Source organism: Clostridioides sp. ES-S-0006-03 (assembly GCF_020662275.1).
GTDB lineage: Bacteria > Bacillota > Clostridia > Peptostreptococcales > Peptostreptococcaceae > Clostridioides.
On sequence record NZ_JADGMM010000006.1, the window covers coordinates 217,062 to 241,788 of the forward strand.

Here is a 24,727-nt window from a genome sequence, read left to right on the forward strand (position 1 = left end):
TAAATATGAGAAAAATAATATTAGCGTCTCATGGAGACTTTTCAAAAGGGCTTTTAGATTCAGTAAAAATGATAGTAGGAGATTTAGCAAATTGCGTTAATTCATACAGTTTATATCCTGGACAAAGCGCTTCAGATTTTGCTTTAGAGTTAGAAAAAACAATAGTAGAAGATAAAGAATGTGAATATATAATTTTATCTGATTTATACGGAGCAAGTGTATGTACTGCTATGTTAAGGTTAACTAAGTTACATAATGTTAAGCTATTTTCAGGAATGAATTTAAATATGGTATTAGAGCTTCTTACAAGATTTTCTGATAAATTAACAACTGAAGATGCAGAACAGTTAGCAAAAGAATCTAGAATGGGAATACAAAATGTAACATTACAAATAAATGAAGAAGAAGAGGTATTTTAGTTTATGGACAATAAGGGAATATTATCAGTTTTTAAAAACAAAAAGCCAATTATAGCAATGATACACCTAAAGGGAGATACTTCAGATGATATTTTTGAAAGAGCTAAAAAAGAAATTAGTATCTTAGAAGCAAATGGTGTAGATGGAATAATGTTAGAAAATTACTATGGCAATTACTATGATTTAGAAAGAATACTTGAATATGTATCTAAATCTAATTTGTCAATACCATATGGAGTAAATTGCTTAAATGTTGATACTATGGGATTTGAACTAGCAACAAGATATAATGCAAGCTATGTACAAGTTGACTCTGTAGTAGGTCATGTCAAACCTAGAGATGAGGCTACTTTAGAAGAATTTTTCAAATTACACCGCTCAAAATGTCAAGCTTATTTAATTGGAGGGGTACGTTTTAAGTATCAACCAGTTTTATCAGAAAATACTGTTGAAGAAGATTTAAAGATAGGAATGACAAGATGTGATGCTATAGCAGTTACAGAAAATGCTACAGGGCAAGAAACATCAATGGAAAAAATAGAATTATTCCGCAAAAATGTAGGAGATTTCCCTTTAGTTATTGCAGCTGGAGTTACATTAGAAAATGCAAAAAAGCAGCTTGAGATAGGGGATATGGCAATAATAGGAAGTTACTTCAAAGATAATTACCAAGACTTTGGAGATGTTAGTGCAGAACACGTAAAAACATTTATGGATGAAATAAAAAAAATTAGGGAGGAATTATAATGATTAAATTAGTAAGGGTAGACCACAGACTTATACATGGACAAGTAGCATTTACATGGACAAAGTTTTTAAATACAGATTGTATATTAATAGCAAGTGATGAACTATTAAAGGATGATTTAAGAATGGCAGGGCTTAAAATGGCTAAGCCATCTAATGTCAAACTTGTAATGAAAAGTATAGCAGATTCTATAAAAGCACTTAATTCAGGTGTAACTGATAAATACAATCTTTTGATACTTTGTGAATCTGTAGAAGATGTTTATAGACTATCTAAAGAAGTTAAATCTATTAAATCAATAAACCTTGGTGGAACAAAATCAGATGATAATCGTGAAAATATATCTAAAGCAGTTCATGTATCAAAGGATGATATAAACATGATTAAAGAATTAGATTCAGAAGGTGTAAATGTATTCGTACAATTAGTTCCTGATGATGATGCTACAAATGTAATGAAACTAATATAATTTTAGGGGGATAAAAATGGAATTTACACAAGTTATTCTAATAACTCTAATTGCATTCTTTGCATATATGCATTGTTTTGTAGGTTCTACAATGCATAATAGACCTATAGTTGTTGCACCACTTGTTGGTTTAGCACTAGGAGATTTACGTACAGGTATAGTAATAGGGTCAACATTAGAACTAGTATTTATGGGTGCATTCCCAGTTGGAGCAAGTAATCCTCCTGACTTTGTATCTGGTTCTATTATTGCTACAGCATTTGTAATATTAACTGGTCAAGATGTATCAGCAGCAGTTGTACTTGCAGTTCCTATAGCAACTTTAGTATTACTTATAGACAACTTCTTAATGACAGTAGTACTTACATGGGGAGCTCATCTTGCTGACCGTTATGCAGAAGATGGTAACATTGAAGGCGTAGAACGTATACAATTATTATTTGGTATAGGCAATAAATTAATACTAGCAATAATAGTAGGTACAGGATTCTCATTAGGTGTTCCAGTAATAGAAAAAATACTTTCATTTATACCATCATATGTAATTCATGGTATGGATGTTGCAGCAGGCGTGATACCAGCAATAGGTTTTGCCATGTTAGCTAGAATGATGCTTAATAAGAAAACGATAGCATTCTTATTATTAGGTTTTATAATGGTTGCTTATTTAAAAATAACAGTAACAGGAGTTGCATTATTTGGATTAGCAGTAGCTTTAATATATGTTAACTTTTTAGGAGAAAAGGAGGTAGTAGTAGATGACAACGAATTCTAAGAAATTAGAAACAATTTCGCCAGATAGCAAAATAACAAGAAAAGACTTTTGGAAATGTTTTAGAAGGTCTTTAACATTAGATTCATCTTGGAACTATGAACGTATGCAAAATATAGCATATGCATATACGATGGCACCAATAATCCGTAGATTATATAAAAATGATAAAGAAAAAAAATCTCAAGCTTTAAAAAGACATCTTGAATTTATGTCAGTTACACCTCATATAAGTACTCTTTTAGTTGGTATATCTGGAGCTATGGAAGAAGAAAATGCAAAAAATGAAGAATTTGATGCAAAGAGTATAAATGCTGTTAAGTCAAGTTTAATGGGTCCAGTTTCTGGAATAGGAGATTCATTTTTCTGGGGAACATTAAAGCTTATAGCAGCTGGAGTTGGTATAGCTTTAGCTTCTCAGGGGAATATAATGGGTCCAATTTTATTCCTTCTAATAATAAATATTCCTCACTTTATTATTCGTTATATATGTTTAGATAAAGGATTTAAGTATGGAACTCAATTTTTTAAAGATGTAAGTGGTTCAAATATAGTCTCAAAAGTTATGGAAGCAGCATCAATGCTAGGACTTATGGTAATTGGAGGGATGACCGCCTCTAATGTAATACTAAAACTTAGTGTTAATGTGGGGAGTGGAGAATGGGCAGAGCCTATTCAAACTTACTTAGACCAAATAATGCCATGTATGCTTCCAGCTATGATATTTGGAATTATGTATTGGTTATTAGGAAAAAAAGTCAAGACAACTACGATATTAATTTCAGTTATGATTATTTGTATAATATTAGCTGCAATTGGGGTAGTATAAGTAAAATTATGAATATGATTTTTGATAATCTTTTCTACAATTGAAATATATAAAGGGGGGGCGTACTAAAAAATAGGCGATTCCCCTTTTGAATAAAAAGTAAATACTAAGTTCAAATAAATCACCAATTTTATGCCCATAGTGGCAAGCACCTTTTTCTTTTTTATCCATTAAAGTTATCTTTATCTTTGGTCTTCTAGCCATAATCTTACACATCCTCCTTTGTATTCATATTCAATATAATAAAAATACTGTATTTTAAAATTTTATCATGAATTCGTTTTTAAGTAAATTTTGTTTTAAAAACTATTTTTATAATAATAATCAGAAAATTTAGACTAAATTTGATTAGTAAAGTTGTAATAAATTCACTAAAAATAAGTTAGAATAGGTGAAAATTGAAGTATTTATAAGCCTCATAAAAAATATTTGGGAATAAATTATACACTATAAAATTTTAATAAAATAAGTATAATTCTAATAAAACTGAAATAAATTTAAAATATGTGTGAATAGTCTAAATTTAAATAATAATTTTAGACTATTTATCTATCTATAACTTAAATTATATCAAATTGATAATAAACTATATATTATACTTTTTTGTAGAGTAGAATTATAATTATAGAAAGAAAAAAAACTATCAAGGGTGAAAAAAATGTAGAAAAAAGTAGAAAAGATTCTTTTACAAAGAAAGGGAGGGATAATCTTGCAAGAGAGAGAAGAATTAGTTTTAAATCCAGTTCCAAAAGAGGAAAGAGTTGGATGGTTAGCTCCATTATTTAATATGCTTGGCTCTAATATAGCCATATCAGAATTAATGGTTGGAGGAACCTTAATTTTAGGAATGACTCTTTCCAATATGATTATTACATCAATTATAGGGAACTTAATATTAGTCGCAATTATTATGATACAAGGTTATATTGGTTGTAAAGAAGGGTTAAATACATATGTATTAGCTAAGGGGGCATTTGGAGAGATAGGTGGAAAATATCTAATATCTCTATTGCTTGGAATAACTAGCTTTGGTTGGTTTGGTGTACAAGCAGGAGTTGCGGGATTATCAGTACAAAAAATATTTCCAAGTGTAAACTTAACTCTAGTCACAGTTATACTTGGATTATTAATGGTAGTTTTCGCTTTGTATGGTTTTAAGGCAATGGCTAAGTTTAATTACTTAGTTATACCACCACTTATAATATTAATGGCTTGGGGAGTTTTTAAAGCTTTTTCTACTTATGGAGTTGAAGCTATCTACAATTACACTCCTCAAACAACAATGAGCATGGTTGAAGGATTAAATATGGTTGTTGGTCTTATCATAGTTGGTGCGATTATATCACCTGACCAATTAAGATATACAAGGGGAGTAAAAGATATTTGGATAATTGGTTTTTTAGGATTAGGTATTATTTCATTGTTCCAACAAGTTGCAGCAGGTGTAATGTCTATGGGTGCTCCTACTTGGGATATAACAGAAGTATTGGCTAATTTAGGATTTGGATGGATAGCATTTGTTATTTTAATACTTGCATCTTGGTCAACCAATGTATCAAATGCCTATTCTGGTGGATTGGCACTAAAAACTATTTTTCCAAATGTAAAGAGAAATGTATTAACTTTAGTTGCAGGTCTAATAGGTACAACAATAGCAGCTACTGGTATAATATTCAAATTCCAATCGTTCTTATCTTTCTTAGGAATAGCAGTTCCAGCTATAGCAGGAATTATGTGGTGTGAATATTATTTTATACAAGGAAGAACTTATAAACACAGAGAAGGAATAAATTGGATTGCAGTAATAAGTTGGTTAATTGGTTTTGCAGCATCATATTATACTTCAAAAATAAGTTTCTTAATACCACCAATAAATGGAATTGTAGTAAGTATGATTCTTTATTATATACTAATGAAATGTTTTGGAAGTAAGGATAAATAAAGGGGGAATTTGTATGAGTCGTAAAGTGAAAATAGGTATAATTCAACAGCATAGTGTACTTGGAGATGTTAAAAAAAATATAGAAAAAGCAGTAGAGATGATAGATGATTTGGGAAATCAAGGTGCAGATATTATTTGTTTGCCAGAATTATTTGCTACAGGATATAACTTAGAATATTTAGGTGGAATTAAAACATTAGACCTAATAAGAGAACATAACAAATACATAGAAGAATCAATGTCAGAAGCAGCTAAAAGAAATAATGTATACCTAATATCTCCATATGGAACTTTAGAAAAGGACTCTACACATGTTTTCAACTCAGCTGTTATATTCGATAGACAAGGTAATATGATGGGAGAATACTGTAAAAATCACCTATGGTCATTAGAAGCAGTATACTTTAAAGCAGGGGAAAAAGTAGATGTATATGATGCTGATTTTGGTAAATTTGGTGTAATGATATGCTATGATGCAGGATTCCCAGAAGTGGCTAGAGAGTTGACATTAAAAGGCTCTGAAATAATATTTATACCTTCTGCATGGAGAATACAAGATGAAGATATGTGGGATTTAAACGTATCTCAAAGAGCTTTAGAAAATACTGTGTATACAGTAGGAGTAAATTTAGTAAGTAATGACCCTAATTTGATACTGTTTGGAAAGAGTAAAATATGCAATCCTAGAGGAACTATAATAAGTCAATTAGATACATATAGAGAAAAATATATATTAGCAGAGATTGACCTAGATGAAATAGAAAAATATAGGAACGATATTCCATACTTAAAAGACAGAAAAAATTGTTACAATATATAATTTTACATTATATGTTAAGGTACAATTTTGATAAAAAATAAAAATAGGAGGATATGTCAAACGCTAAAGATAAAGTTATTAACTCTGTTTGATATATCCTCTTTAATAATACCAGCTTTGGTTTAAAGATTTTTGAAATAGTTCATAAGAAAGTCTTTGAATAATAAGACTGCTTTAGATGCATAATTCTCACTAAACCATGAAAGATTTAAATATCTTTTAAATTCAATATCTTTTATATGTAATAGTTTAATTTCAGGGTCTCGAGATAAGCCCCATGATTTTCCACATATAAATCCAACTCCTTGAAGTGATTTTATAAGAGCATAGATTGTATATGGAGAATCGGATTCAAAGGCTATTTTTGGCTTGAAATTAGCTGATTCACATAATATATCTATTATTTCTCTGTAGTTCTCACCTTTAGTTATAACTATAAAATTTTCATCTGAAACTTCATTTAGATAAACCTCATCTTTTAAGGATAGAGAGTGGTTTATTGAAACTCCTAATAATATTTCCTCGCAGGTTAATGTTATATTATTTTCTGAGTTTAATTTTGTAAATGAAGAAGATATATACAAATCAAAATCACTTTTCTTATAAGACGATGGTAGAGTATGTGAAACATTAAAGGTAATATTAGGATATAGTTTTCTAAAGTTGCTCAAAAGTGGCGGTAATACATTAGCAGCTGCTGTAGCTAATATTTTTACTTCACCAGAGTTTTCTAAGGAAATATCTTGTAATTCTTTTTTTGACATTTCTACTAAATCTAAAATACTATCCACCCTTTTTAGAAATAATCTACCATACTCATTTAGTACAATATATCTTCCTTTTCTATCAAACAACTGAACTCCAAGTTCTTTTTCTAAAGAAGATATGGTTTTACTTAAAGCTGGTTGTGCTATATTTAGTTTTTGTGATGCTTTTGTTATGTGTTCCATTCTAGCGACAGTTTGAAAATACTTAAGATGCAATAAATCCATAATATAAAATACACCTCTTTTAATATAACTTGAATTATATAAATTTGATAATTAATTATATATTATACATTATAATACAAAGCTTGTATAATAAACTATAATATGGCATAAAGTTATGTAAATATTTACTAATACATTTACATAATCTAACTAATAAAGGAGATATTTAATATGAAATTAACTAAGGAAATATTAGAATATGCTTTAATAGGAGGTACAATTTTAGGTGGAGGAGGTGGTGGTGCAAAGGAAAGTGGAAGAGAGATGGGGGAATATGCCTTACAACATGGATTTCCAAATCTAATAAGTATAGATGAATTACATGATGATGCAATTGTCTTAAATGTATCAGCAGTAGGAGCTCCAGCAGCACCACTCAAGTATGCTGATAATGATGATTATATAAATACAGTCAAGATATTTATTGATAAACTAGGATTAGATATACAAGGTATTATTACAAATGAAAATGGAGGATGTGCAACAATAAATGGATGGATTCAGTCTTCTGTACTTAAAATACCACTAATAGATGCACCTTGCAATGGTAGAGCCCATCCAACAGGCCTGATGGGGAGCCTTGGATTACATAGAGATAAAACATATAAGTCTTATCAAGCTGTGTCTGGTGGAAATCCAGAACTTGATAATCATATAGAGGGATTTGTAGAGGGTTCTTTAAATAAGACAGCAGGACTTGTTAGACAGTGTGCTGTAGCAGCAGAAGGTTTAGTTGCTGTAGCTAGAAATCCTGTAAAAGCATCTGTTGTAAAAGAAAATGCTGCTATAGGAGGTATAAGCCATGCAATAGATTTGGGTAGAGAGTTTTACTTAGGTTTAGAAATATCAAAAGATAAAGCAATAAACAACGTTGTCGAATTTTTGAATGGAGATGTAGTTTCAGAAGGAACAATAGAAATTTTAGAGTTAGAAACTACAGGTGGATTTGATGTAGGTAAATTGATTGTAAATGGTTATGAGGTAACTTTTTGGAATGAATATATGACAATAGAAAAAGAGAATAATAGAATAGCAACATTTCCAGACTTAATTATGACTTTTGATAAAAACACAGGCATGCCTGTTACATCAGCAGAAATCAGAGAAGGGCAAGAGATAGTTTTAATAAAAACTTCTAAAGAAAATTTAAAACTTTCAATAACAATGACACAAGAAGAATTATTAAAAGATATAGAAGATATATTAAATAAAAAAATAATTGGAGTTAATTAGGATATGTAGTAATTTGATTGATTGAAGAATTAAAATTGATTAAATTTAATGAGCAATATAATACCTATAAAACTATAAATAAAACAAATACTTAGGAAAAAGTTTATAAAAATAAAAAAATAAATAAGATATGAAAGATAATAAGAAAAAGTTTATAAAAATATAGATAAAATAAAAAATGCTGTAATATTTATAAAAATAAAAGTAAAAATATTTAAACAAAAACTATAAATAAAAGAAATAAAATTGGATGGTGAGCAAATATGATGTTAAAACAAGTTTTGGAAGTTTATGATATTATTGATAGCGCAGAAGTAGATGGAGAATGTGTAAAAAAATATTTGGAAAGCTATGGTGGGAAGAATATATTAGTAAAAACTTTAGGTACGGAAAAAGGGTCTACTGACTTAGTAAAGCTTACAATACCAGGAAAAAATGGAAAATCATCAGGAGGAACAGCTAAGACATTAGGTGTTTTAGGAAGACTAGGAGGAATTGGAGCAAGACCAGAAATGATAGGTATGGTTTCTGACGCTGATGGAGCTTTAGTAGCAATAGCAGTAGGAGCAAAATTATTGGACATGCAGAATAAGGGAGATTTTATTGATGGAGATGTAATAGTTTCAACTCACATATGTCCAGATGCACCTACTAAAGAACATAAACCAGTTCCATTTATGGATTCTCCAATTGATATGAGAACTATGAATGAAAATGAAGTTGATTTAAGCTGTGATGCTATATTATCAATAGATACAACTAAAGGGAATAGAGTTATAAATACAAGAGGTTTTGCTATATCTCCCACAATAAAAGAAGGGTATATTCTAAAAACAAGTAATGATTTATTAGACATAATGCAGACTACTACAGGAAGACTTCCTTACGTATTTCCAGTGTCAATACAAGATATAACTCCATATGGAAATGGTTTATACCATATAAATAGTATTCTTCAGCCTGCTGTAGCTACAAAAGCACCTGTAGTAGGAGTTGCTATAACAACTGAGACAACAGTTGCTGGATGTGCAACTGGAGCAAGTAATTATTCTGATTTAGAGAGTGCAGGAAGATTTGTTGTTGAAGTAGCAAAACACTATTGTGGTGGAAATTGTGAGTTTTATGATGAACATGAATGGAATATTTTAATGAATAGATATGGAAGCTTAGATAAGTTTCAAACTTTTGGAGAAGAATAAAGTTGTCTTTTATTGATGTTTTAGAATGGATGATATAGGCTAAATTATTGTGATATAATATTTAGAGTAAATAAAAATTGTAGATATAATAATTTTAGGGGGAGTTAATATGAAATCAACAAAATCAATATCATCAGTATTGTGTTTATCTCTAGTTTTAAGTTTATCATCAATATCATATGCAAATGAAGTGGGTAGAACGGCAACAGAAAATACTTTAATAGGTAAAGATAGATATCAAACAGCTATTGAAGTAAGTAAAGAGGGTTGGAGTAGCGCAAATGAAGCTGTAATAGTGAATAGTGAATCTATTGTAGATGCATTATCTGTTACACCATTTGCTAAATTAAAGAATGCTCCAATACTACTTACAGAAAAAAATAATTTAAATTTACAAACAAAGAAAGAATTAGAAAGATTAGGTGTTAAAAAAGTCTATATAATTGGACTATCTGGTTCTGTATCAGATAATGTAGAAAAACAACTAGAATCTAATAACTTAACAGTTGATAGAATTGGTGGTAGTGACAGACATCAGACAGCTTTAAACATAGCTAAAAAGATAGAAGGTTTAAAAGACATATCAGAAATAGCTGTGATAAATGGATATACAGGTCTTGCAGATGCAGTTAGTATAGCTTCTGTAGCTGCTACTAATGGTATGGTTATACTTCCGGTTTCTGATGCATCTGGAGTGTCTAGTTTTAAGGATTTTATAGCTTCTAAAAATATAAGTAAGTCATACATAATAGGCTCTACTAATGCTGTATCAGATAAAATAAAACAAAGTCTACCAAATTCAGAAAGAATAGGTGGAGCAGATAGAAATGAAACAAATGGAAAGGTAATAGAAAAATTTTATACATCAAATGACTTAGATAATGTATTTGTAGCTAAAGATGGAATGAAAAAACAAAATCAACTTATAGATGCTCTAGCAGTAGGTGTATTGGCATCAAAAGAAAATTCTCCAGTACTTATAGTAGGAGATAAATTGAGTGCAACTCAAAAGAGTATATTTACAAATAAAAAGGCGACTGCTATAACTCAAGTTGGTAGTGGTGGAAATGAAAATGCATTTGCAGAACTAAAAGATTTACAAGGGAGTAGTACTGGTAAGAAAGTAATGTATGTAGCTAATACAGATAAAGTAAATGTAAGAAGTGATGCTACAATAGAAGCTTCTGTAGTGGGTTATCTAAACAATGGTGATGAAGTAGAAGTTTTAGAAGTACTAAAAACGGGATGGGTTAAGATAAAATACAATGACGATATTGGATATGTCAGTGGATCTTATCTAACAAGTAATAAACCTAATAACAGCAGTGAGAATGTTAAGATAAAATATGTAAAAGAAAAAGATGGTCTAAATGTTAGAAAAGGACCAAGTACGGAAGATGAAAAAATAGGACAACTTCCATATGGAAGTAAGGTAGAAACTGTAGAAATGTTTGCTACTGGATGGGTAAAAATAAAATACAATAGTGGATATGGTTATGTAAGTAATGATTACCTATCTGATACACCAGTTATCTAAACTTATAGATAATAAACAATAAAGAGACTGTCTTAATATTAATGACAGTCTCTTTATTGTTATGAAATGTAGATTTTAATAATGATTTATATTTTGATAACCTAACTTTAGAAGTTATTATTGTAGATATTATTAATATATAAATACTTAAAATCCGATGCTTAATACCAAAATTGCATATTAATATGATGAGATAATTTAAATATAAATAATTTTATCTAATTATTATTATAAATTAAGTAGTAATATAAAAGAAATAGCTAAAATGAGTCCTTTTATTTTTGTTTTTTGTATCTATTTGGTATAATAGTATTGAAACATATAATAATTTAGATAAAATTTCTTAAGAGAAATACTATGAGGAGAACATAAAATGAAAAAATGTCTTTACTGTAATAGGGATATAAAGTCACCAAATAATAAATTGGCTATAAAATACGATGACAATACCAATATATATCCATGCCGTACAGAATGTAAGGAAAAAATTGAAGAATATATAATAAAAAAACCTACTTATAAGTTTATAAATATATTGGAGGTTCTTTTAGGTGTAGGTGGAATATTTTGCTTTTTGAGCAAATGGACTATTGCAGCCCAAATTGTACTTGGAATTGACGCATTAGTTATATTTTTATTTCCATTAGCAGGGTTTAAGATGAATGGTAAATTAAGTATGGAGCAAACTAAGCATCAGAGCAGGTCTATAGCAATATCAATTTTAGCATTTATAATAGTAATAACTGTATTATATTTTAAGCAAATTGGTAAGTAAATCATAATTGTATAGAACATCATAAGAGTATGAGGTGAGTTTATGGAAGAAAGAAAATTAGCACCAAACAATGAGCGAGAAGCTCTTATAAAAAGATTAAAAAGAATAGAGGGTCAAGTTAAAGGGATACAAAAGATGGTAGAAGAGGAGCGTTATTGTGTTGATATATTAGTTCAAATATCTGCTATAAGGTCTGCTATAAATAGAGTGGGTACAATTATTTTGGAAAATCATATAAAAGGATGTGTAGCAGAAAGTATCAAACATGATGATAGTGAAAAAACTGAAGAGATGATAAAAGAACTTATGGATACCATAAATAAATTTACAAAATAAGGGGGCGGTTAGGTATGAATCAACAAGGATTTATTATGGAGATTGTTGATGATAGAACTGCAAAATTAAAAATGCAAAGACACTCAGCTTGTGCTGCTTGTGGAAAATGTGCTACTGCTGACTCATCAGAGTCAAAAGAGATATTAGTAGAGGTAGACAATACAATTGGTGCGAAGGTTGGTGACCATGTAGAAGTAAGTATGGATAACATGAATGTATTAAAAGCAGCTGTGATGGCTTATATAATACCTCTTGTAGCACTTCTTGTTGGAACAATAGGAACATACTATATATTGGGAGCAATTGGCATGACATCTGGCGTTGAAGCGATAAGTGGATTAGTTGGGATTTGTCTTACAATAATTTGTTATTTGTATTTAAAGAAAAATGATAAAAAATTTAGAGATAGTAGAGAATTTATACCAGTAATCACAAGAATCTTAATTGACCTTTAAAATGATTATAATTTAAAAATAGCAATGTACTCTTATAAACACTTAATGTATATTTATAGGATTTGGGTACATTGCTATTTTTATATTTTTATTTTGATTTTCTTTGAGGAATAAAGTTCTTTCGTATTTTTAAAAGGTTTAATGTTCTTACAAAAGAAGTTACAACCAATACACCAAGCGATATTGCAGCACTTAAAAATAGTGCATCAGTACCTTTTGACATAGCTAAATCATAATTTTTTTGAATTAAAGATAACATTGTATTGTATAATCCAATTCCTGGTATCAGAGGAAGAATACCTGGAATTACAAATACAATAGCTGGTTGCTTTAGTTTTCTAGCCAATATCTCACTACATGCTGAAACCAAAGCGGCAGCTATAAAACCCGCAAAAATTGAGTTTGTAGTGAAATTAAATAAATATACATACACAATCCAACCAACTCCACCAGTTATTCCAGCTGGAAGAAGTAGATAAAGTGGTGCATTAAAAAAAACAGCAAATCCAGCAGTTGCAATGCCTGAAAATAAAAAATGTAAAATCATTGACATATCAGTCATTAGAAAGGACCTCCAATTCTATACCATGTATCAAGGACAAAACCGACTCCAGAAGCAATTGCAATAATAATCATAGCAGCATCGAAAGCACGAGAAATTCCTGATATTAAATTACCTGATATTAAATCTCTGATGGCTTTTATAAAAGCAACTCCTGGGAGTAGTGGCATTATTGCTCCAACTATAAGCATTTTAGGGTCATTCAAAATACCTATTTCAACTAGTAAAACTCCTGAAAGTGCTATTAAAAAAGAAGATACTAAACATGAAAATGCAGATATTGCACTTATCTTCATGGTTTTATCATAAGTAATTGCAGCAAATATTGCTATTATAAATGTAAGAATAAAATTTAATATATAATTCCCTCCAAGCAAGCAAGCAAAGCAAGCAGATGCAATTCCTGTACAAGAGTAAAACAACCATAAAGGATAAGGTTTTACCTCTTGAATTTCATAAAGACGTGCAATAGCAGTATCAATATCATATTCTTTATCATTTACAAATTCTCGAGAAAAACTGTTTAATAAGGAAATCTTATTTAAGTTTATACCTCTTGATTGAATCGTTTTCATAAACGAAAAACCGTCAAATTTTTCATCTGAAATAATTATTACTGTAGGAGTTGTAAAAATATTTACATGATAAAATCCTCTTGACCTGCATATTCTAAGGACACTGTCTTCAACCCTAGATGTTTCAGCTCCATTTTTTATCATAAGTTCCCCTACAAATAGAGCTAATTTTAGAATATTTTTTTTATATTCAAGTTCCTCATTTTGATTCATAAATACACCTCCAAATTAAAAAACATAATATTGAAATTATATCAAATTTTTAAGTAATATTCCTTATATATATATAAATTATATTATCTTTTTTTTATTTAAAAATAGTCACATCTAAATTATATCCAATTAAAAGAATTAGACAATATTATTTATTATATTTTAACTTAAAATACAGAAAGAAAACATGTAAAAGTAGTAAAACACTTGACTATTAATTTATAAAAGACTATAATAATAAATTATCATATTGATAAAAACGAAAATTATGAAATGTCTGTAAAAGTAAAATTTAAATAATAACTAGGAGGAGTAATATGTTTGAGAACTTGAAAAAAGCGGACCCTGAGATTTATGAAAGTATGAAAAGAGAGTTAAAAAGACAACAAAGGAATATTGAGTTGATAGCATCTGAAAATATAGTATCAGTTCCAGTAATGGAAACTATGGGAAGTCATCTTACTAATAAATATGCAGAAGGTTACTCAGGCAAAAGATATTATGGTGGATGTGAGTACATAGATGAAGTTGAAACTCTTGCAATAGATAGAATTAAAAAGATATTTGGGGCAGAACATGCTAATGTTCAACCTCATTCTGGAGCAAATGCAAATATCGGTGTATATTTTGCTATGCTAAAACCAGGTGATGTTGTTATGGGAATGAATTTATCTCAAGGTGGGCATTTAACTCATGGTGCTCCAGTTAATATTTCTGGTCAATATTATAAATTTTATGAATATGGAATAGATAGAGATAGTGGACTTATAGATTTTGATGATGTTAGAAAAATAGCACATGAAGTAAAACCTAAAATGATAGTTGCAGGAGCAAGTGCATATCCTAGAGAGATAGATTTTAAAAAATTTAGAGAAATAGCTGATGAGGTTGGAGCATTACTTATGGTAGATATGGCTCATATAGCAGGTCTTGTAGCTGCTGGTCTTCATCAAAATCCATGTGAAGTAGCTGATTTTGTTACAACAACAACTCATAAAACTTTAAGAGGACCTCGTGGAGGAGTTATCCTTTGTAAAGAAAAATATGCTAAAGCTATAGACAAAGCAATATTCCCTGGAATTCAAGGGGGACCTCTTGAGCATATAATTGCATCTAAAGCAGTATGTTTTAAAGAAGCTTTAAGTGATGAATTTAAAACATACCAACAACAGGTTGCTAAAAATGCAAAAGCTTTAGCTGAAGAACTTATTAAGAGAGATTTTAAATTGATTTCTGGAGGAACAGATAATCACTTAATATTATTAGATTTAACTAATAAAAATATAACTGGTAAAGCCGCAGAAAAAAGATTAGATGATGCTTACATAACTGCTAATAAAAATACAATACCATTTGATCCAAATGGCGCACTTGTTACAAGTGGAGTAAGACTTGGTACTCCAGCTGTAACTACTAGAGGCATGAAAGAGGAAGATATGGCAGTAATTGCTGAGGCTATAGACCTATGTTTAACTTATGATGAAGAATCTAAGGCAAGAACATTGGTTGTTGGTTTAACTGAAAAATATCCTCTATATGAAGAATATAATATTATGGATTAATTAAAAGTATAATTAAATAAGACATATTTAAAGAATTAAAATGATAGTATTTATGTTTAAGTATGTTTATAAAGACAAAACCCAATTAATTAGGATATAGCTTCCAATATTAATTGGGTTTTGTATTTTTTAATTAAAACTTTAAGATTTCTTAAGAATTATACTAGGTTTTTCTAAAGATTTAAAGTTTATACTTATAAATATAGTAATTAAAGGTATTTAAAGGCTTTAATGAGGAGGGAATCTTATGAAAGTATTAATTCTTACAGGAAAATTTGGTATGGGTCATTACTCAGCATCAAACTCTTTAAGTGAAGATATAAAAACAAAATTTAATAATTCTGAAATAATAATTAAGGATATATTTGAATATATTATGCCTAACTACTCAGATAAAATGTATAAAACTTTTTCTATTCTTGTAAATCGGGGAAGTAGTCTTTATAATTTATTTTACAAATGCACTGAAAATGGAAAAAAAGATATAAAATTTACATTTTCAGATTATTTCTTAACTAAATTAGACAAGTTACTTAATGAAATACAACCAACAGTAGTTATTTCAACTTTTCCATTTTGTTCTCAAGTAGTATCAAGATATAAAGAAAAGTATAATTCAAATCTTCCTTTGATAACATGTATAACAGATATAAGTAGTCATTCAGAATGGATTAGTAAAAATACAGATTGTTACTTAGTGGCTAGTGAATCTACTAAAGAAGAACTTATTTTAAAAGGAATAGATGAAGATAAAGTAAAAGTTAATGGTATACCTGTAAAAAAAGAATTTAAAAAAATAGAACATATAAATCATTTAGATAAAAAAAACATCCTCATAATGGGTGGGGGCTTAGGTTTATTGCCTAAGTCAGAGCAATTTTATAGAGAACTAAATAGTTTAGAAGGAGTAAAAACTACTGTAATAACTGGTAATAATAAAAAAATGTACTATAAATTGTACAATAGATATGAAAATATTGAGGTTGTAGGCTATACTAATGAAGTATACAACTATATGGAGAGTGCTGACCTTATTATTTCTAAACCAGGTGGAATAACATTATTTGAAACAATTTACTCAGAGCTTCCAATATTAGCATTCAATCCATTTTTGCAACAAGAGATAAATAATGCTGATTTTATACTAAATAATGGAATTGGAAGAATACTTGATAAAAATAAAAAATACTATGTAGATGAGATAAAAGACTTAATCTATGATGATGTTACACTTAAAGAAATGAGTTTGAATATGAAAAAACTTAAAAAACAATTTGATAATAATTCATTAGAAAATATTTTATTTTCATTTGATGGACAAGGAGTGTGTAGAGAATGTATGTAGTAGGTTTAATTATAGTTGTTGCTTTGATTTTTTTAATCCATTCAATTATACCTACATATTATAATAAATTATTAAATAAAGATGTATTGAAAAATATGACTGAGAAGAATGAAATTGCTCTTACATTTGATGATGGACCAGACAAAAGATATACAGAAAAATTGTTGGATGTACTAAAAGAAAATAATATAAAGGCCATGTTTTTCGTAGTGGCAAAGAATGCTGAAAAAGAGCCTGAAATTATAAAAAGAATGTTAAGAGAAAATCACATAGTTGGTTTACATTCACTAGAACATAAGAATGCATGGCTTTATAGTTATAATTATGTTAAAAAAGATTTTATTGAAAGTACAAATACAATGAAAAATTTAGGTGTAGATGTAAACTACTATCGTCCACCATGGGGTCATACTAATATATTTTCATATCAATTTGTTAAAAAATATAACTTAAAGATGACCTTATGGGATGTAATGGCAGAAGATTGGAGTAAAGATAGTACAGTAGAGATTATAGTAAATAAGTTAATAGATAGAACAAAAGAAAATTCTATAATTTGTTTGCATGATGCAGGAGAAAACTCAGGAGGAGCAGTTGGCGCACCTGAACGTACTATCGAAGCATTAAAGATAGCTATTCCAAAACTCAAAGCTAGTGGTTTTAAATTTGTAACACCAGAAAGGATGTAGTTATGATAAGTAAAACTGAAAAGAAAAATAAGTGTCTAGGTAGTGTAACCTTCTTAGTTTTACTAATGGGTATAACTGGATACTTTGTTTTTAGAGGTCAATCAATTGAATCGTTAATAAAATCATTAAAAGGTGCAAGTCCTGTGTTTATATTAATTGGATTTGCAATGATGTTTATATATGTTGCTTGTGAAGGTATAAATATATATTTAGGTATAAAGGCTTTAAATCAAAAAACTACATTTTTAAAATGTATGGGATATGCGTTTGTTGGATTTTATTTTAGTTCAATTACACCTTCAGCGTCTGGAGGTCAACCAGCGCAAGTTTATTACATGAAGAAAGATGATATAAACATATCTTATTCTTCACTTATACTATTAGTTATTGTTGTCATTCACCAAGTTGTTGTATTGGCATATAGCGGAATAATGTTCATTATGGAACGTGAATTTATACTAAACAATGTAAGAGGAATGAGTATTTTATTGATATATGGTGTAATAACGAATGTTGCTCTTGTTGTTGGAGTAATTGCAGTTATATTTTCAAAAAAATTAGTAAATAACTTCATAATATTCATAACGAATTTATTAGGAAAATTAAGAATAATAAAAGATGTTGAAGGTTCACGAAAAGTGATAACTTCTCAAATTGAAGAATATGTTAAAGGTGCTCAATATATAAAACAAAATCCAAAGTTAGTAATTAAGATTTTACTTATAACTATTGTGCAAATAACAGCTATGTTTTTAGTACCATTCTTTGTATATAAAGCTTTCCATCTATCAACATATACTGTGTTTGAAATATTAGCAATACAATCATTACTCAATATTGCTGTTTCATCTTTACCATTACCAGGAGCTGTTGGGGCATCTGAAAATAGTTTTATGACATTATTTAAGATATTTTTCCCAGGGCATTTATTAGTGCCAGCGATGTTACTTAGCAGAGGAATAAGTTTTTATGCATTCGTTGCTATAAGTGGTTTAGTATGTATTGTAGCACATGTTAAATCTTCTGAAAAAGTTAAGTCAGTAAAAGAAGTTGTTTATGTAAGATAGTATTGTATAGTTTATTTTTTACATCAAGGATATGTGTGTACGTTTTGATTAAACTTTGAGCATACTTACAATAGTAGAAAGTATTAAAACGTATGACATTGCTAAGCTTTTACTAATAAAGTATAATATTTTATATAGTTTGAAATATTTAAGAAATATAGTAAAAAAGGAGCTTAGCGATGAATAAAGAGATTCAAAAAAAAATTTTAGTAGCTGATGATAATCCAGAAATTAGGGAAATTGTAGAAATACTTTTAACTGGTGAAGGTTATGAAGTTGTTATGGCGACGAACGGAGAAGAGGCTGTAAATTTAGTAGACAGTACAATTGATTTGATTATTTTGGATGTTGTTATGCCAGTAAAGACAGGGTTTGTTGCATGTAATGAGATTAGAGAAAAAACAACAGCTCCAATATTATTTCTAACTGCGAAAACTCAAGATTCCGACAAGGTTATTGGGTTTTCAGCAGGAGGAGATGACTATTTATCAAAGCCTTTTTCATATTCTGAGTTAATTTCAAGAGTTAAGTCACTACTTAGACGTTATTATATATATCAGGGGAAGGAAAAGAATAAGGAGCAAAATATATTGAAAACAAGAGGTTTAAGTGTAAATTTGGATACTCAAGATGTCATATTGGATGGAGAAACTATATTTTTGACAACTATAGAATATAGCATACTAGTTCTTATGCTAAAAAATAGAAAAAAAGTTTTCTCGTCTGAAAATATATATGAAAGTATTTGGGATGAGCAATATTTTTATACAGCAAATAATACTATAATGGTACATATTAGAAATTTAAGAAAAAAATTAGAGAAAGATCAGAAAAATCCACAATATGTAAAAACTGCATGGGGAAAGGGGTACTATATTGATTAGCAAAATTAAGCCATCAAAGTTGGGTGTCATACTATTGATATATGTAGTAATCTCAGCTGGGGTGGCTTTTATTTTAAATATACCATTTTATTCTGCTGTTGAGTCAATAGTAAAGGATGTATCAGAAGGTAGAACATATTTTAAAAGAGAAGCAGACCAGTTAATGGCTGATTTTCAAATCTATGTGAATGATAAAAATTTAAGTTCAAAGGATGGAGAAGATATATCAAATTGGAATAATGACAATTGGTTTGTATCTATGAAAGTATATAAAGGAAATGAGCTTTTTTATGATACACTGTACTATCCAGATGAAGTACCTGATAAGAGTGAAGAAAATGAATTTTATAGTAGCTCTATGGCTAGACATTATGAGATACAATTTTCTGATATTAAAGCTAGTGTAGTTATAGTAGCACTGTTTAGATTTCGATTTCAAAACTTTATAGAAGCTGTTTCTATCACATTTATGGCAATTACATTTATTGTAACATTTTTATTGCTGTTGAGTAGAAAGATTAAATATCTAAGAAAAATAGAGATGGGCATAAAGATAGTAGAAAGTGGTAGTTTAAAGTATAGAATTCCTGTTAAGGGTAACGATGAATTATCATCACTTGCATCTAGTATTAATGAGATGAGTCAGGCACTTGATAATCAGATTATAAAAGAAAGAGAAATGAAGAATAAAAATAAGGATATAGTAACTTCAATATCACATGATGTCAGAACTCCATTGACATCAGTAATTTGTTATTTGGATTTAATTAAAGATCATAAGTATAATAGCCCTGAGCAATTGGAGCAATATATAAAAAATGTGAGATTAAAAGCATATCAGATAAAAGATTTGACAGATGACCTTTTTACACATTTTGTTAATTCGGAAGAAGAAGTTTCTAAAAAATATGAAAAGATTAATGCAAATGAATTTATATTTCAACTGCTTTTAGATAGTTCATATACATTGGAAGAAAAGGGATTTCATATAAAAATAGAAAATGAACTTTATAATCAATATCATATTTATGTAGATGTAACACAATTTAGAAGAATATTTGATAATCTATGTTCCAACATAATAAAGTATGCAAGAAGGGATAGACCAATAGTATTTTTAATTAAAGTTGAAGATGGTAAGCTGTTAATTATACAAAAAAACAAAGTTAGTAACATTCATAAAAATGTAGAAAGTTTTGGAATTGGCATAAAAAACTGTGAAAAGATAATTGCATATCACAATGGAAGTATAAATGTAAAATCAGGTGACAAAGAGTTTTCTATTGAAATATCTATTCCAGTAAATGAATCATAAATGTCTAAATTAAGTACTGCACATGCCAATTGTTATGTGCCTATGACCAAGTAACAAGTTTACTTGTAAGACCATATAATATTATTATCTTAAAAAAAGGGGACATAATAATATGGTTTTAACAGGAGCGCATTATATTTACATTGTATTTATGGTAATTATCTTAATTACTATGCTTATGAAAAAAGATACTATAGTACCATGTATATTAGGTGTTTTTTTCATGGGGCTATTCTTTGAAAAAAATATCTTTGGAGCTATAACAGCAGTGTTTAACTCGTTTATTATATCTTTAAATGAGTTGGGACCTATTATTTTAATCATAGCTATTATGGTAGCTTTATCTAAAGCTCTAGAAGCAAATAATGCCATACAGTATATGGTAAGACCATTTTCCAAAGTTATAAAAAATTCTAACACAGCATTTTTTGTAACTGGATTTGTAATGTTGATTCTTTCTTGGTTTTTTTGGCCAACTCCAGCTGTTGCCTTAGTCGGAGCTGTATTTTTACCTGTTGCTATTAGAGCTGGATTACCAGCGATTGGTGTTGCAGTAGCATTAAACTTATTTGGTCATGGTCTTGCCTTATCTACAGACTTTGTTATTCAGGGAGCCCCAAGTATAACAGCTGGTGCCGCAGGAGTAGCAGTATCATATGTCATAAATGATGGTATGATTTTATTTTGGGTAATGGGAATTGTAACGATATCGATGGCGTTTTATACATTAAAAAGAGATATCAATAAAGGAATGTTTAGAGAAGAGCTTAAAGATTTTGAAAGTGAAGAAGTAAAAGAATTTAATGGAAAATCTAAGATAGCAACTATTTTAGTAGCTTTAGGATTTCTTGCTGATATAATTGCTATGTATATGTTTGACCTAAAAGGAGGAGATGCATCAGCTCTTTTAGGAGGAACAGCAGTGTTTCTAATAATTATTATAAACACTATAAATTTTGGTAAAAATAGTCTTGAAAATGTGTGTGAAAATATAATAGATGGTTTTGTGTTTGGTATAAAGATATTTGGAGCTATTATACCAATAGCAGCGTTTTTCTACATGGGAGAAGTTGCACCTTTAACTGGTGTATTTGGAAAGGTATTAGCCCCTGGTTCTCAAGGATTATTATCAGATATAGGGATAGCTCTTTCTCAAACTATACCACTTAATAAATTTGCAGTATCAGGTATAGAAACTGTAGTAGGAGCAATAACTGGGCTTGATGGTTCTGGGTTCTCTGGAATCTCATTAGTTGGTTCACTTGCATCTGTATTTGGAACTGCTATTAATGCAAGTGTTGGTGCATTAGCTGCATTAGGTCAAATTAGTGGTATTTGGGTTGGTGGAGGATGTCTAGTTCCTTGGGGGCTTATTTCAGCAGCAGCAATTTGTGGAGTTAGCCCTATTGAATTGGCAAAAAGGAACTTTATTCCTGTGATAACAGGTCTCATTGTAACAACAATAGTAGCAGTATTCATTATTTAGAAAATAAAAGCTAATATTATTTTACTTGTAGATTAACAAAGCTTATGTAAATTAAAACTTATATAAATTAAAAATAAAAAATCATATAAATTAAAAATAGATGTACAGTTATTATCTACTAAAAGACTTTTGTATCATGTAAAAACTATACATCTATTTTTTTTGGAAGTATTTAATTTGAAGTAGTTTATGTAAATTAATATCTGAATATTAGATTTAAAATATAGCTTTTAAATATATTTCTAAATGTTAATAATTTAGAAGCTCAAAATTGTATCCTAGTTTTCTAGCATCTGATATAAAATCACTTAGAATTTCTGTACTAGTTTTAGAAACAGCATGTAGTAATAAGATAGAACCATCATGTAAATTATCCATTATTTTCTTCTTAGCTTCCTCATGTGATGGTTGTTTTTCAGTATCCCAATCTCTATATGCGAAACTCCAAAATATAGTTTTATAACCTAGGTTTTTAGTCATTGCTAAGCTTTTTTCTGAATATTTACCCATAGGAGGTCTGAAAAACTTAACTATGTTTTTTCCAGTTAATTCTTTATAAAGTTTTTCAACATCTTCAAATTCATCATTAAAGCTTTCTAGATTGCTTGTTTTTGTTGGCATAGAAGGATGAGTTTTACTATGACTTCCAACTATGTGACCTTCTGCAACCATTCTTCTTATCAAATCTTCATTTTCCTTTATATATGGAGAGGTAACGAAAAAAATGGCCTTTACTTTATTTTTTTTTAAAACATCTAGTATCTTTGATGTATATCCATTTTCATAACCTTCATCAAATGTAAGATATAATGTTTTTTGACCATCTTTGATGGGTCCATTATATATAGCATTATAGTCAGAAAAATTAAATTTGATGTCAGTATTTACTTCTGGAGTTTGATGTTTAGTATTTGGTATATAAAACCAATCAAGAGCAGTATTATCCAAAGATGACACATCTAACTTTTCATTATCATTGTTCACAGTATTTTTATTTGATGGACTGTCTGTTCCATCTGAAACAGTTACATTGGAAGTATTTTTACTATCATCAGCATTTTGAGAATCTCCTTGTGTTGATATTTCTTTATTCTGTTCTGTGTTTTGTTTTTTTTGTGAGTTTGAACATCCCACAACGAAAAAAATAGATATAGAAAGTATTGTCAAAACGTATAGTATCTTTCTAAGCATTTTTTAGCTCCCTTCTAAATTAATTGTAATTATATATAGTATTATTATAGTTTGAAAGTGTTATTATTAATAGTTACATATTTGAAAATAAAGTCGCAATAGTATTATAAAATATGAATAATTAATAAATTTAAGAAAAAATGTAAAAAAGTAGTTGACCATATTATAATAAGATGTTATGATAATAAATGTGCTCAACAAGGAACCAAAAGGAACCAAAAAATAATGAGTACAAAATGATTTATTTAATAAAATGAACTTTGAAAATTAAACAGTAGGTTAATTTATAAAACAAGAAACAAACCATAAAGCCAGATATTTAGATAACAATAGTATCTGAGCCTGATAAACTTTTATTTGAGAGTTTGATCCTGGCTCAGGATGAACGCTGGCGGCGTGCCTAACACATGCAAGTTGAGCGATTTACTTCGGTAAAGAGCGGCGGACGGGTGAGTAACGCGTGGGTAACCTACCCTGTACACACGGATAACATACCGAAAGGTATGCTAATACGGGATAACATATTTGAGAGGCATCTCTTGAATATCAAAGGTGAGCCAGTACAGGATGGACCCGCGTCTGATTAGCTAGTTGGTAAGGTAACGGCTTACCAAGGCGACGATCAGTAGCCGACCTGAGAGGGTGATCGGCCACATTGGAACTGAGACACGGTCCAAACTCCTACGGGAGGCAGCAGTGGGGAATATTGCACAATGGGCGAAAGCCTGATGCAGCAACGCCGCGTGAGTGATGAAGGCCTTCGGGTCGTAAAACTCTGTCCTCAAGGAAGATAATGACGGTACTTGAGGAGGAAGCCCCGGCTAACTACGTGCCAGCAGCCGCGGTAATACGTAGGGGGCTAGCGTTATCCGGATTTACTGGGCGTAAAGGGTGCGTAGGCGGTCTTTCAAGTCAGGAGTGAAAGGCTACGGCTCAACCGTAGTAAGCTCTTGAAACTGGGAGACTTGAGTGCAGGAGAGGAGAGTGGAATTCCTAGTGTAGCGGTGAAATGCGTAGATATTAGGAGGAACACCAGTTGCGAAGGCGGCTCTCTGGACTGTAACTGACGCTGAGGCACGAAAGCGTGGGGAGCAAACAGGATTAGATACCCTGGTAGTCCACGCTGTAAACGATGAGTACTAGGTGTCGGGGGTTACCCCCCTCGGTGCCGCAGCTAACGCATTAAGTACTCCGCCTGGGAAGTACGCTCGCAAGAGTGAAACTCAAAGGAATTGACGGGGACCCGCACAAGTAGCGGAGCATGTGGTTTAATTCGAAGCAACGCGAAGAACCTTACCTAAGCTTGACATCC

At 29.9% G+C, this 24,727-nt stretch carries 25 protein-coding genes and 1 rRNA gene; 21 read left to right on the forward strand and 5 right to left on the reverse strand.

Annotated features, from left to right (window positions below):
- The first annotated feature begins 5 nt into the window (after positions 1–5).
- Genes IR151_RS10600 through IR151_RS10620 form a run of 5 tightly spaced genes read left to right on the forward strand, consistent with a single transcriptional unit; the run spans position 6 to position 3,237 of the window.
- Complete coding sequence (locus IR151_RS10600) at positions 6–419, forward strand: PTS sugar transporter subunit IIA (protein ID WP_227434496.1); 414 nt, start codon at positions 6–8, stop codon at positions 417–419.
- Between the two features lie 3 nt (positions 420–422).
- Complete coding sequence (locus IR151_RS10605; RefSeq protein ID WP_227434497.1) at positions 423–1,166, forward strand: BtpA/SgcQ family protein; 744 nt, start codon at positions 423–425, stop codon at positions 1,164–1,166.
- Complete coding sequence (locus IR151_RS10610; RefSeq protein WP_227434498.1) at positions 1,166–1,636, forward strand: PTS sugar transporter subunit IIB; 471 nt, start codon at positions 1,166–1,168, stop codon at positions 1,634–1,636. The genes IR151_RS10605 and IR151_RS10610 overlap by 1 nt, the downstream gene beginning before the upstream one ends.
- A 16-nt stretch (positions 1,637–1,652) precedes the next feature.
- Positions 1,653–2,411, forward strand: a complete 759-nt coding sequence (locus IR151_RS10615; RefSeq protein WP_227434499.1) for a PTS mannose/fructose/sorbose/N-acetylgalactosamine transporter subunit IIC — start codon at positions 1,653–1,655, stop codon at positions 2,409–2,411.
- Positions 2,395–3,237 (forward strand): PTS system mannose/fructose/sorbose family transporter subunit IID, encoded by an 843-nt coding sequence (locus tag IR151_RS10620; RefSeq protein WP_227434500.1) that lies wholly within the window; start codon positions 2,395–2,397, stop codon positions 3,235–3,237. The genes IR151_RS10615 and IR151_RS10620 overlap by 17 nt, the downstream gene beginning before the upstream one ends.
- 6 nt (positions 3,238–3,243) lie before the next feature.
- Here the strand turns inward: IR151_RS10620 and IR151_RS10625 are convergent, their stop codons facing one another.
- Positions 3,244–3,441: a hypothetical protein gene (locus tag IR151_RS10625; protein ID WP_227434501.1), complete on the reverse strand. Its 198-nt coding sequence runs from the start codon at positions 3,439–3,441 to the stop codon at positions 3,244–3,246.
- Positions 3,442–3,946: 505 nt separating this feature from the next.
- On the opposite strand from IR151_RS10625, the gene IR151_RS10630 reads away from it, so the two are divergent.
- On the forward strand, positions 3,947–5,179 hold the full coding sequence (locus tag IR151_RS10630; RefSeq protein ID WP_227434502.1) for a cytosine permease: 1,233 nt from the start codon (positions 3,947–3,949) through the stop codon (positions 5,177–5,179).
- Between the two features lie 13 nt (positions 5,180–5,192).
- Entirely contained in the window at positions 5,193–5,999 is an 807-nt protein-coding gene (locus IR151_RS10635) for a nitrilase-related carbon-nitrogen hydrolase (protein ID WP_227434503.1), read from the forward strand.
- A gap of 122 nt (positions 6,000–6,121) precedes the next feature.
- On the opposite strand, the gene IR151_RS10640 is transcribed toward IR151_RS10635, so the two are convergent.
- Positions 6,122–6,991, reverse strand: coding sequence for a LysR family transcriptional regulator (locus tag IR151_RS10640; RefSeq protein WP_227434504.1), 870 nt, complete (start codon positions 6,989–6,991; stop codon positions 6,122–6,124).
- A 171-nt stretch (positions 6,992–7,162) separates the two neighbouring features.
- On the opposite strand from IR151_RS10640, the gene IR151_RS10645 reads away from it, so the two are divergent.
- From IR151_RS10645 to IR151_RS10670, 6 genes are all read left to right on the forward strand, one after another.
- A complete protein-coding gene (locus tag IR151_RS10645; protein ID WP_227434505.1) occupies positions 7,163–8,224 on the forward strand; it encodes a DUF917 domain-containing protein in 1,062 nt (353 codons plus the stop codon).
- 263 nt (positions 8,225–8,487) lie between these two features.
- Positions 8,488–9,423 (forward strand): DUF1177 domain-containing protein, encoded by a 936-nt coding sequence (locus tag IR151_RS10650; protein WP_227434506.1) that lies wholly within the window; start codon positions 8,488–8,490, stop codon positions 9,421–9,423.
- Between the two features lie 109 nt (positions 9,424–9,532).
- Entirely contained in the window at positions 9,533–10,960 is a 1,428-nt protein-coding gene (locus tag IR151_RS10655) for a cell wall-binding repeat-containing protein (protein WP_227434507.1), read from the forward strand.
- Positions 10,961–11,333: 373 nt separating this feature from the next.
- On the forward strand, positions 11,334–11,735 hold the full coding sequence (locus IR151_RS10660) for a hypothetical protein (RefSeq protein ID WP_227434508.1): 402 nt from the start codon (positions 11,334–11,336) through the stop codon (positions 11,733–11,735).
- Positions 11,736–11,777: 42 nt separating this feature from the next.
- Positions 11,778–12,071: a metal-sensitive transcriptional regulator gene (locus tag IR151_RS10665; protein ID WP_227434509.1), complete on the forward strand. Its 294-nt coding sequence runs from the start codon at positions 11,778–11,780 to the stop codon at positions 12,069–12,071.
- A 14-nt stretch (positions 12,072–12,085) separates the two neighbouring features.
- The gene (locus IR151_RS10670) at positions 12,086–12,526 is read left to right on the forward strand and encodes a SoxR reducing system RseC family protein (RefSeq protein ID WP_227434510.1); all 441 of its coding nucleotides are present in this window, start codon (positions 12,086–12,088) and stop codon (positions 12,524–12,526) included.
- A gap of 88 nt (positions 12,527–12,614) precedes the next feature.
- Here the strand turns inward: IR151_RS10670 and IR151_RS10675 are convergent, their stop codons facing one another.
- Together IR151_RS10675 and IR151_RS10680 are read right to left on the reverse strand one after the other, a co-directional pair.
- Entirely contained in the window at positions 12,615–13,088 is a 474-nt protein-coding gene (locus IR151_RS10675) for a threonine/serine exporter family protein (protein WP_227434511.1), read from the reverse strand.
- The gene (locus IR151_RS10680) at positions 13,088–13,876 is read right to left on the reverse strand and encodes a threonine/serine exporter family protein (RefSeq protein ID WP_227434512.1); all 789 of its coding nucleotides are present in this window, start codon (positions 13,874–13,876) and stop codon (positions 13,088–13,090) included. The genes IR151_RS10675 and IR151_RS10680 overlap by 1 nt, the downstream gene beginning before the upstream one ends.
- Before the next feature lie 317 nt (positions 13,877–14,193).
- Between IR151_RS10680 and glyA the strand changes: the two genes are divergently transcribed.
- The 7 genes from glyA (at position 14,194) to IR151_RS10715 (ending at position 22,224) form a co-directional block, all read left to right on the forward strand.
- Positions 14,194–15,438, forward strand: coding sequence for a serine hydroxymethyltransferase (glyA, locus tag IR151_RS10685; protein WP_227434513.1), 1,245 nt, complete (start codon positions 14,194–14,196; stop codon positions 15,436–15,438).
- Positions 15,439–15,685: 247 nt separating this feature from the next.
- Positions 15,686–16,783 carry an MGDG synthase family glycosyltransferase gene (locus tag IR151_RS10690; RefSeq protein WP_227434514.1) on the forward strand — a complete coding sequence of 366 codons (1,098 nt, stop codon included), beginning with the start codon at positions 15,686–15,688 and terminating at the stop codon, positions 16,781–16,783.
- The gene (locus IR151_RS10695; RefSeq protein WP_227434515.1) at positions 16,774–17,472 is read left to right on the forward strand and encodes a polysaccharide deacetylase family protein; all 699 of its coding nucleotides are present in this window, start codon (positions 16,774–16,776) and stop codon (positions 17,470–17,472) included. The genes IR151_RS10690 and IR151_RS10695 overlap by 10 nt, the downstream gene beginning before the upstream one ends.
- 2 nt (positions 17,473–17,474) lie before the next feature.
- Complete coding sequence (locus IR151_RS10700; RefSeq protein WP_227434516.1) at positions 17,475–18,539, forward strand: lysylphosphatidylglycerol synthase transmembrane domain-containing protein; 1,065 nt, start codon at positions 17,475–17,477, stop codon at positions 18,537–18,539.
- A 179-nt stretch (positions 18,540–18,718) separates the two neighbouring features.
- Positions 18,719–19,423 carry a response regulator transcription factor gene (locus IR151_RS10705; RefSeq protein WP_227434517.1) on the forward strand — a complete coding sequence of 235 codons (705 nt, stop codon included), beginning with the start codon at positions 18,719–18,721 and terminating at the stop codon, positions 19,421–19,423.
- On the forward strand, positions 19,416–20,738 hold the full coding sequence (locus IR151_RS10710; protein ID WP_227434518.1) for a sensor histidine kinase: 1,323 nt from the start codon (positions 19,416–19,418) through the stop codon (positions 20,736–20,738). The genes IR151_RS10705 and IR151_RS10710 overlap by 8 nt, the downstream gene beginning before the upstream one ends.
- A 112-nt stretch (positions 20,739–20,850) precedes the next feature.
- The gene (locus IR151_RS10715) at positions 20,851–22,224 is read left to right on the forward strand and encodes a hypothetical protein (protein ID WP_227434519.1); all 1,374 of its coding nucleotides are present in this window, start codon (positions 20,851–20,853) and stop codon (positions 22,222–22,224) included.
- A gap of 249 nt (positions 22,225–22,473) precedes the next feature.
- Here IR151_RS10715 and pdaA read toward each other — a convergent pair whose 3' ends face one another.
- The gene (gene pdaA, locus IR151_RS10720) at positions 22,474–23,415 is read right to left on the reverse strand and encodes a delta-lactam-biosynthetic de-N-acetylase (RefSeq protein ID WP_227434520.1); all 942 of its coding nucleotides are present in this window, start codon (positions 23,413–23,415) and stop codon (positions 22,474–22,476) included.
- Positions 23,416–23,768: 353 nt separating this feature from the next.
- Here pdaA and IR151_RS10725 point away from each other — a divergent pair.
- Positions 23,769–24,727 (forward strand): 16S ribosomal RNA (locus IR151_RS10725); the annotation flags it as partial.

What these genes read in the sequence shown, in the direction of transcription:
- IR151_RS10700 (WP_227434516.1), top strand. Translation starts at nt 17,475, where the DNA reads ATGATAAGTAAAACTGAAAAGAAAAATAAGTGTCTAGGTAGTGTAACC.
- IR151_RS10615 (WP_227434499.1), top strand. Translation starts at nt 1,653, where the DNA reads ATGGAATTTACACAAGTTATTCTAATAACTCTAATTGCATTCTTTGCA.
- IR151_RS10620 (WP_227434500.1), top strand. Translation starts at nt 2,395, where the DNA reads ATGACAACGAATTCTAAGAAATTAGAAACAATTTCGCCAGATAGCAAA.
- IR151_RS10610 (WP_227434498.1), top strand. Translation starts at nt 1,166, where the DNA reads ATGATTAAATTAGTAAGGGTAGACCACAGACTTATACATGGACAAGTA.
- IR151_RS10690 (WP_227434514.1), top strand. Translation starts at nt 15,686, where the DNA reads ATGAAAGTATTAATTCTTACAGGAAAATTTGGTATGGGTCATTACTCA.
- IR151_RS10605 (WP_227434497.1), top strand. Translation starts at nt 423, where the DNA reads ATGGACAATAAGGGAATATTATCAGTTTTTAAAAACAAAAAGCCAATT.
- IR151_RS10640 (WP_227434504.1), bottom strand. Translation starts at nt 6,991, where the DNA reads ATGGATTTATTGCATCTTAAGTATTTTCAAACTGTCGCTAGAATGGAA.
- IR151_RS10695 (WP_227434515.1), top strand. Translation starts at nt 16,774, where the DNA reads ATGTATGTAGTAGGTTTAATTATAGTTGTTGCTTTGATTTTTTTAATC.
- IR151_RS10645 (WP_227434505.1), top strand. Translation starts at nt 7,163, where the DNA reads ATGAAATTAACTAAGGAAATATTAGAATATGCTTTAATAGGAGGTACA.
- IR151_RS10600 (WP_227434496.1), top strand. Translation starts at nt 6, where the DNA reads ATGAGAAAAATAATATTAGCGTCTCATGGAGACTTTTCAAAAGGGCTT.
- IR151_RS10660 (WP_227434508.1), top strand. Translation starts at nt 11,334, where the DNA reads ATGAAAAAATGTCTTTACTGTAATAGGGATATAAAGTCACCAAATAAT.
- glyA (WP_227434513.1), top strand. Translation starts at nt 14,194, where the DNA reads ATGTTTGAGAACTTGAAAAAAGCGGACCCTGAGATTTATGAAAGTATG.
- IR151_RS10655 (WP_227434507.1), top strand. Translation starts at nt 9,533, where the DNA reads ATGAAATCAACAAAATCAATATCATCAGTATTGTGTTTATCTCTAGTT.
- IR151_RS10675 (WP_227434511.1), bottom strand. Translation starts at nt 13,088, where the DNA reads ATGACTGATATGTCAATGATTTTACATTTTTTATTTTCAGGCATTGCA.
- IR151_RS10680 (WP_227434512.1), bottom strand. Translation starts at nt 13,876, where the DNA reads ATGAATCAAAATGAGGAACTTGAATATAAAAAAAATATTCTAAAATTA.
- IR151_RS10665 (WP_227434509.1), top strand. Translation starts at nt 11,778, where the DNA reads ATGGAAGAAAGAAAATTAGCACCAAACAATGAGCGAGAAGCTCTTATA.
- IR151_RS10715 (WP_227434519.1), top strand. Translation starts at nt 20,851, where the DNA reads ATGGTTTTAACAGGAGCGCATTATATTTACATTGTATTTATGGTAATT.
- IR151_RS10705 (WP_227434517.1), top strand. Translation starts at nt 18,719, where the DNA reads ATGAATAAAGAGATTCAAAAAAAAATTTTAGTAGCTGATGATAATCCA.
- IR151_RS10650 (WP_227434506.1), top strand. Translation starts at nt 8,488, where the DNA reads ATGATGTTAAAACAAGTTTTGGAAGTTTATGATATTATTGATAGCGCA.
- IR151_RS10635 (WP_227434503.1), top strand. Translation starts at nt 5,193, where the DNA reads ATGAGTCGTAAAGTGAAAATAGGTATAATTCAACAGCATAGTGTACTT.
- IR151_RS10625 (WP_227434501.1), bottom strand. Translation starts at nt 3,441, where the DNA reads ATGGCTAGAAGACCAAAGATAAAGATAACTTTAATGGATAAAAAAGAA.
- pdaA (WP_227434520.1), bottom strand. Translation starts at nt 23,415, where the DNA reads ATGCTTAGAAAGATACTATACGTTTTGACAATACTTTCTATATCTATT.
- IR151_RS10670 (WP_227434510.1), top strand. Translation starts at nt 12,086, where the DNA reads ATGAATCAACAAGGATTTATTATGGAGATTGTTGATGATAGAACTGCA.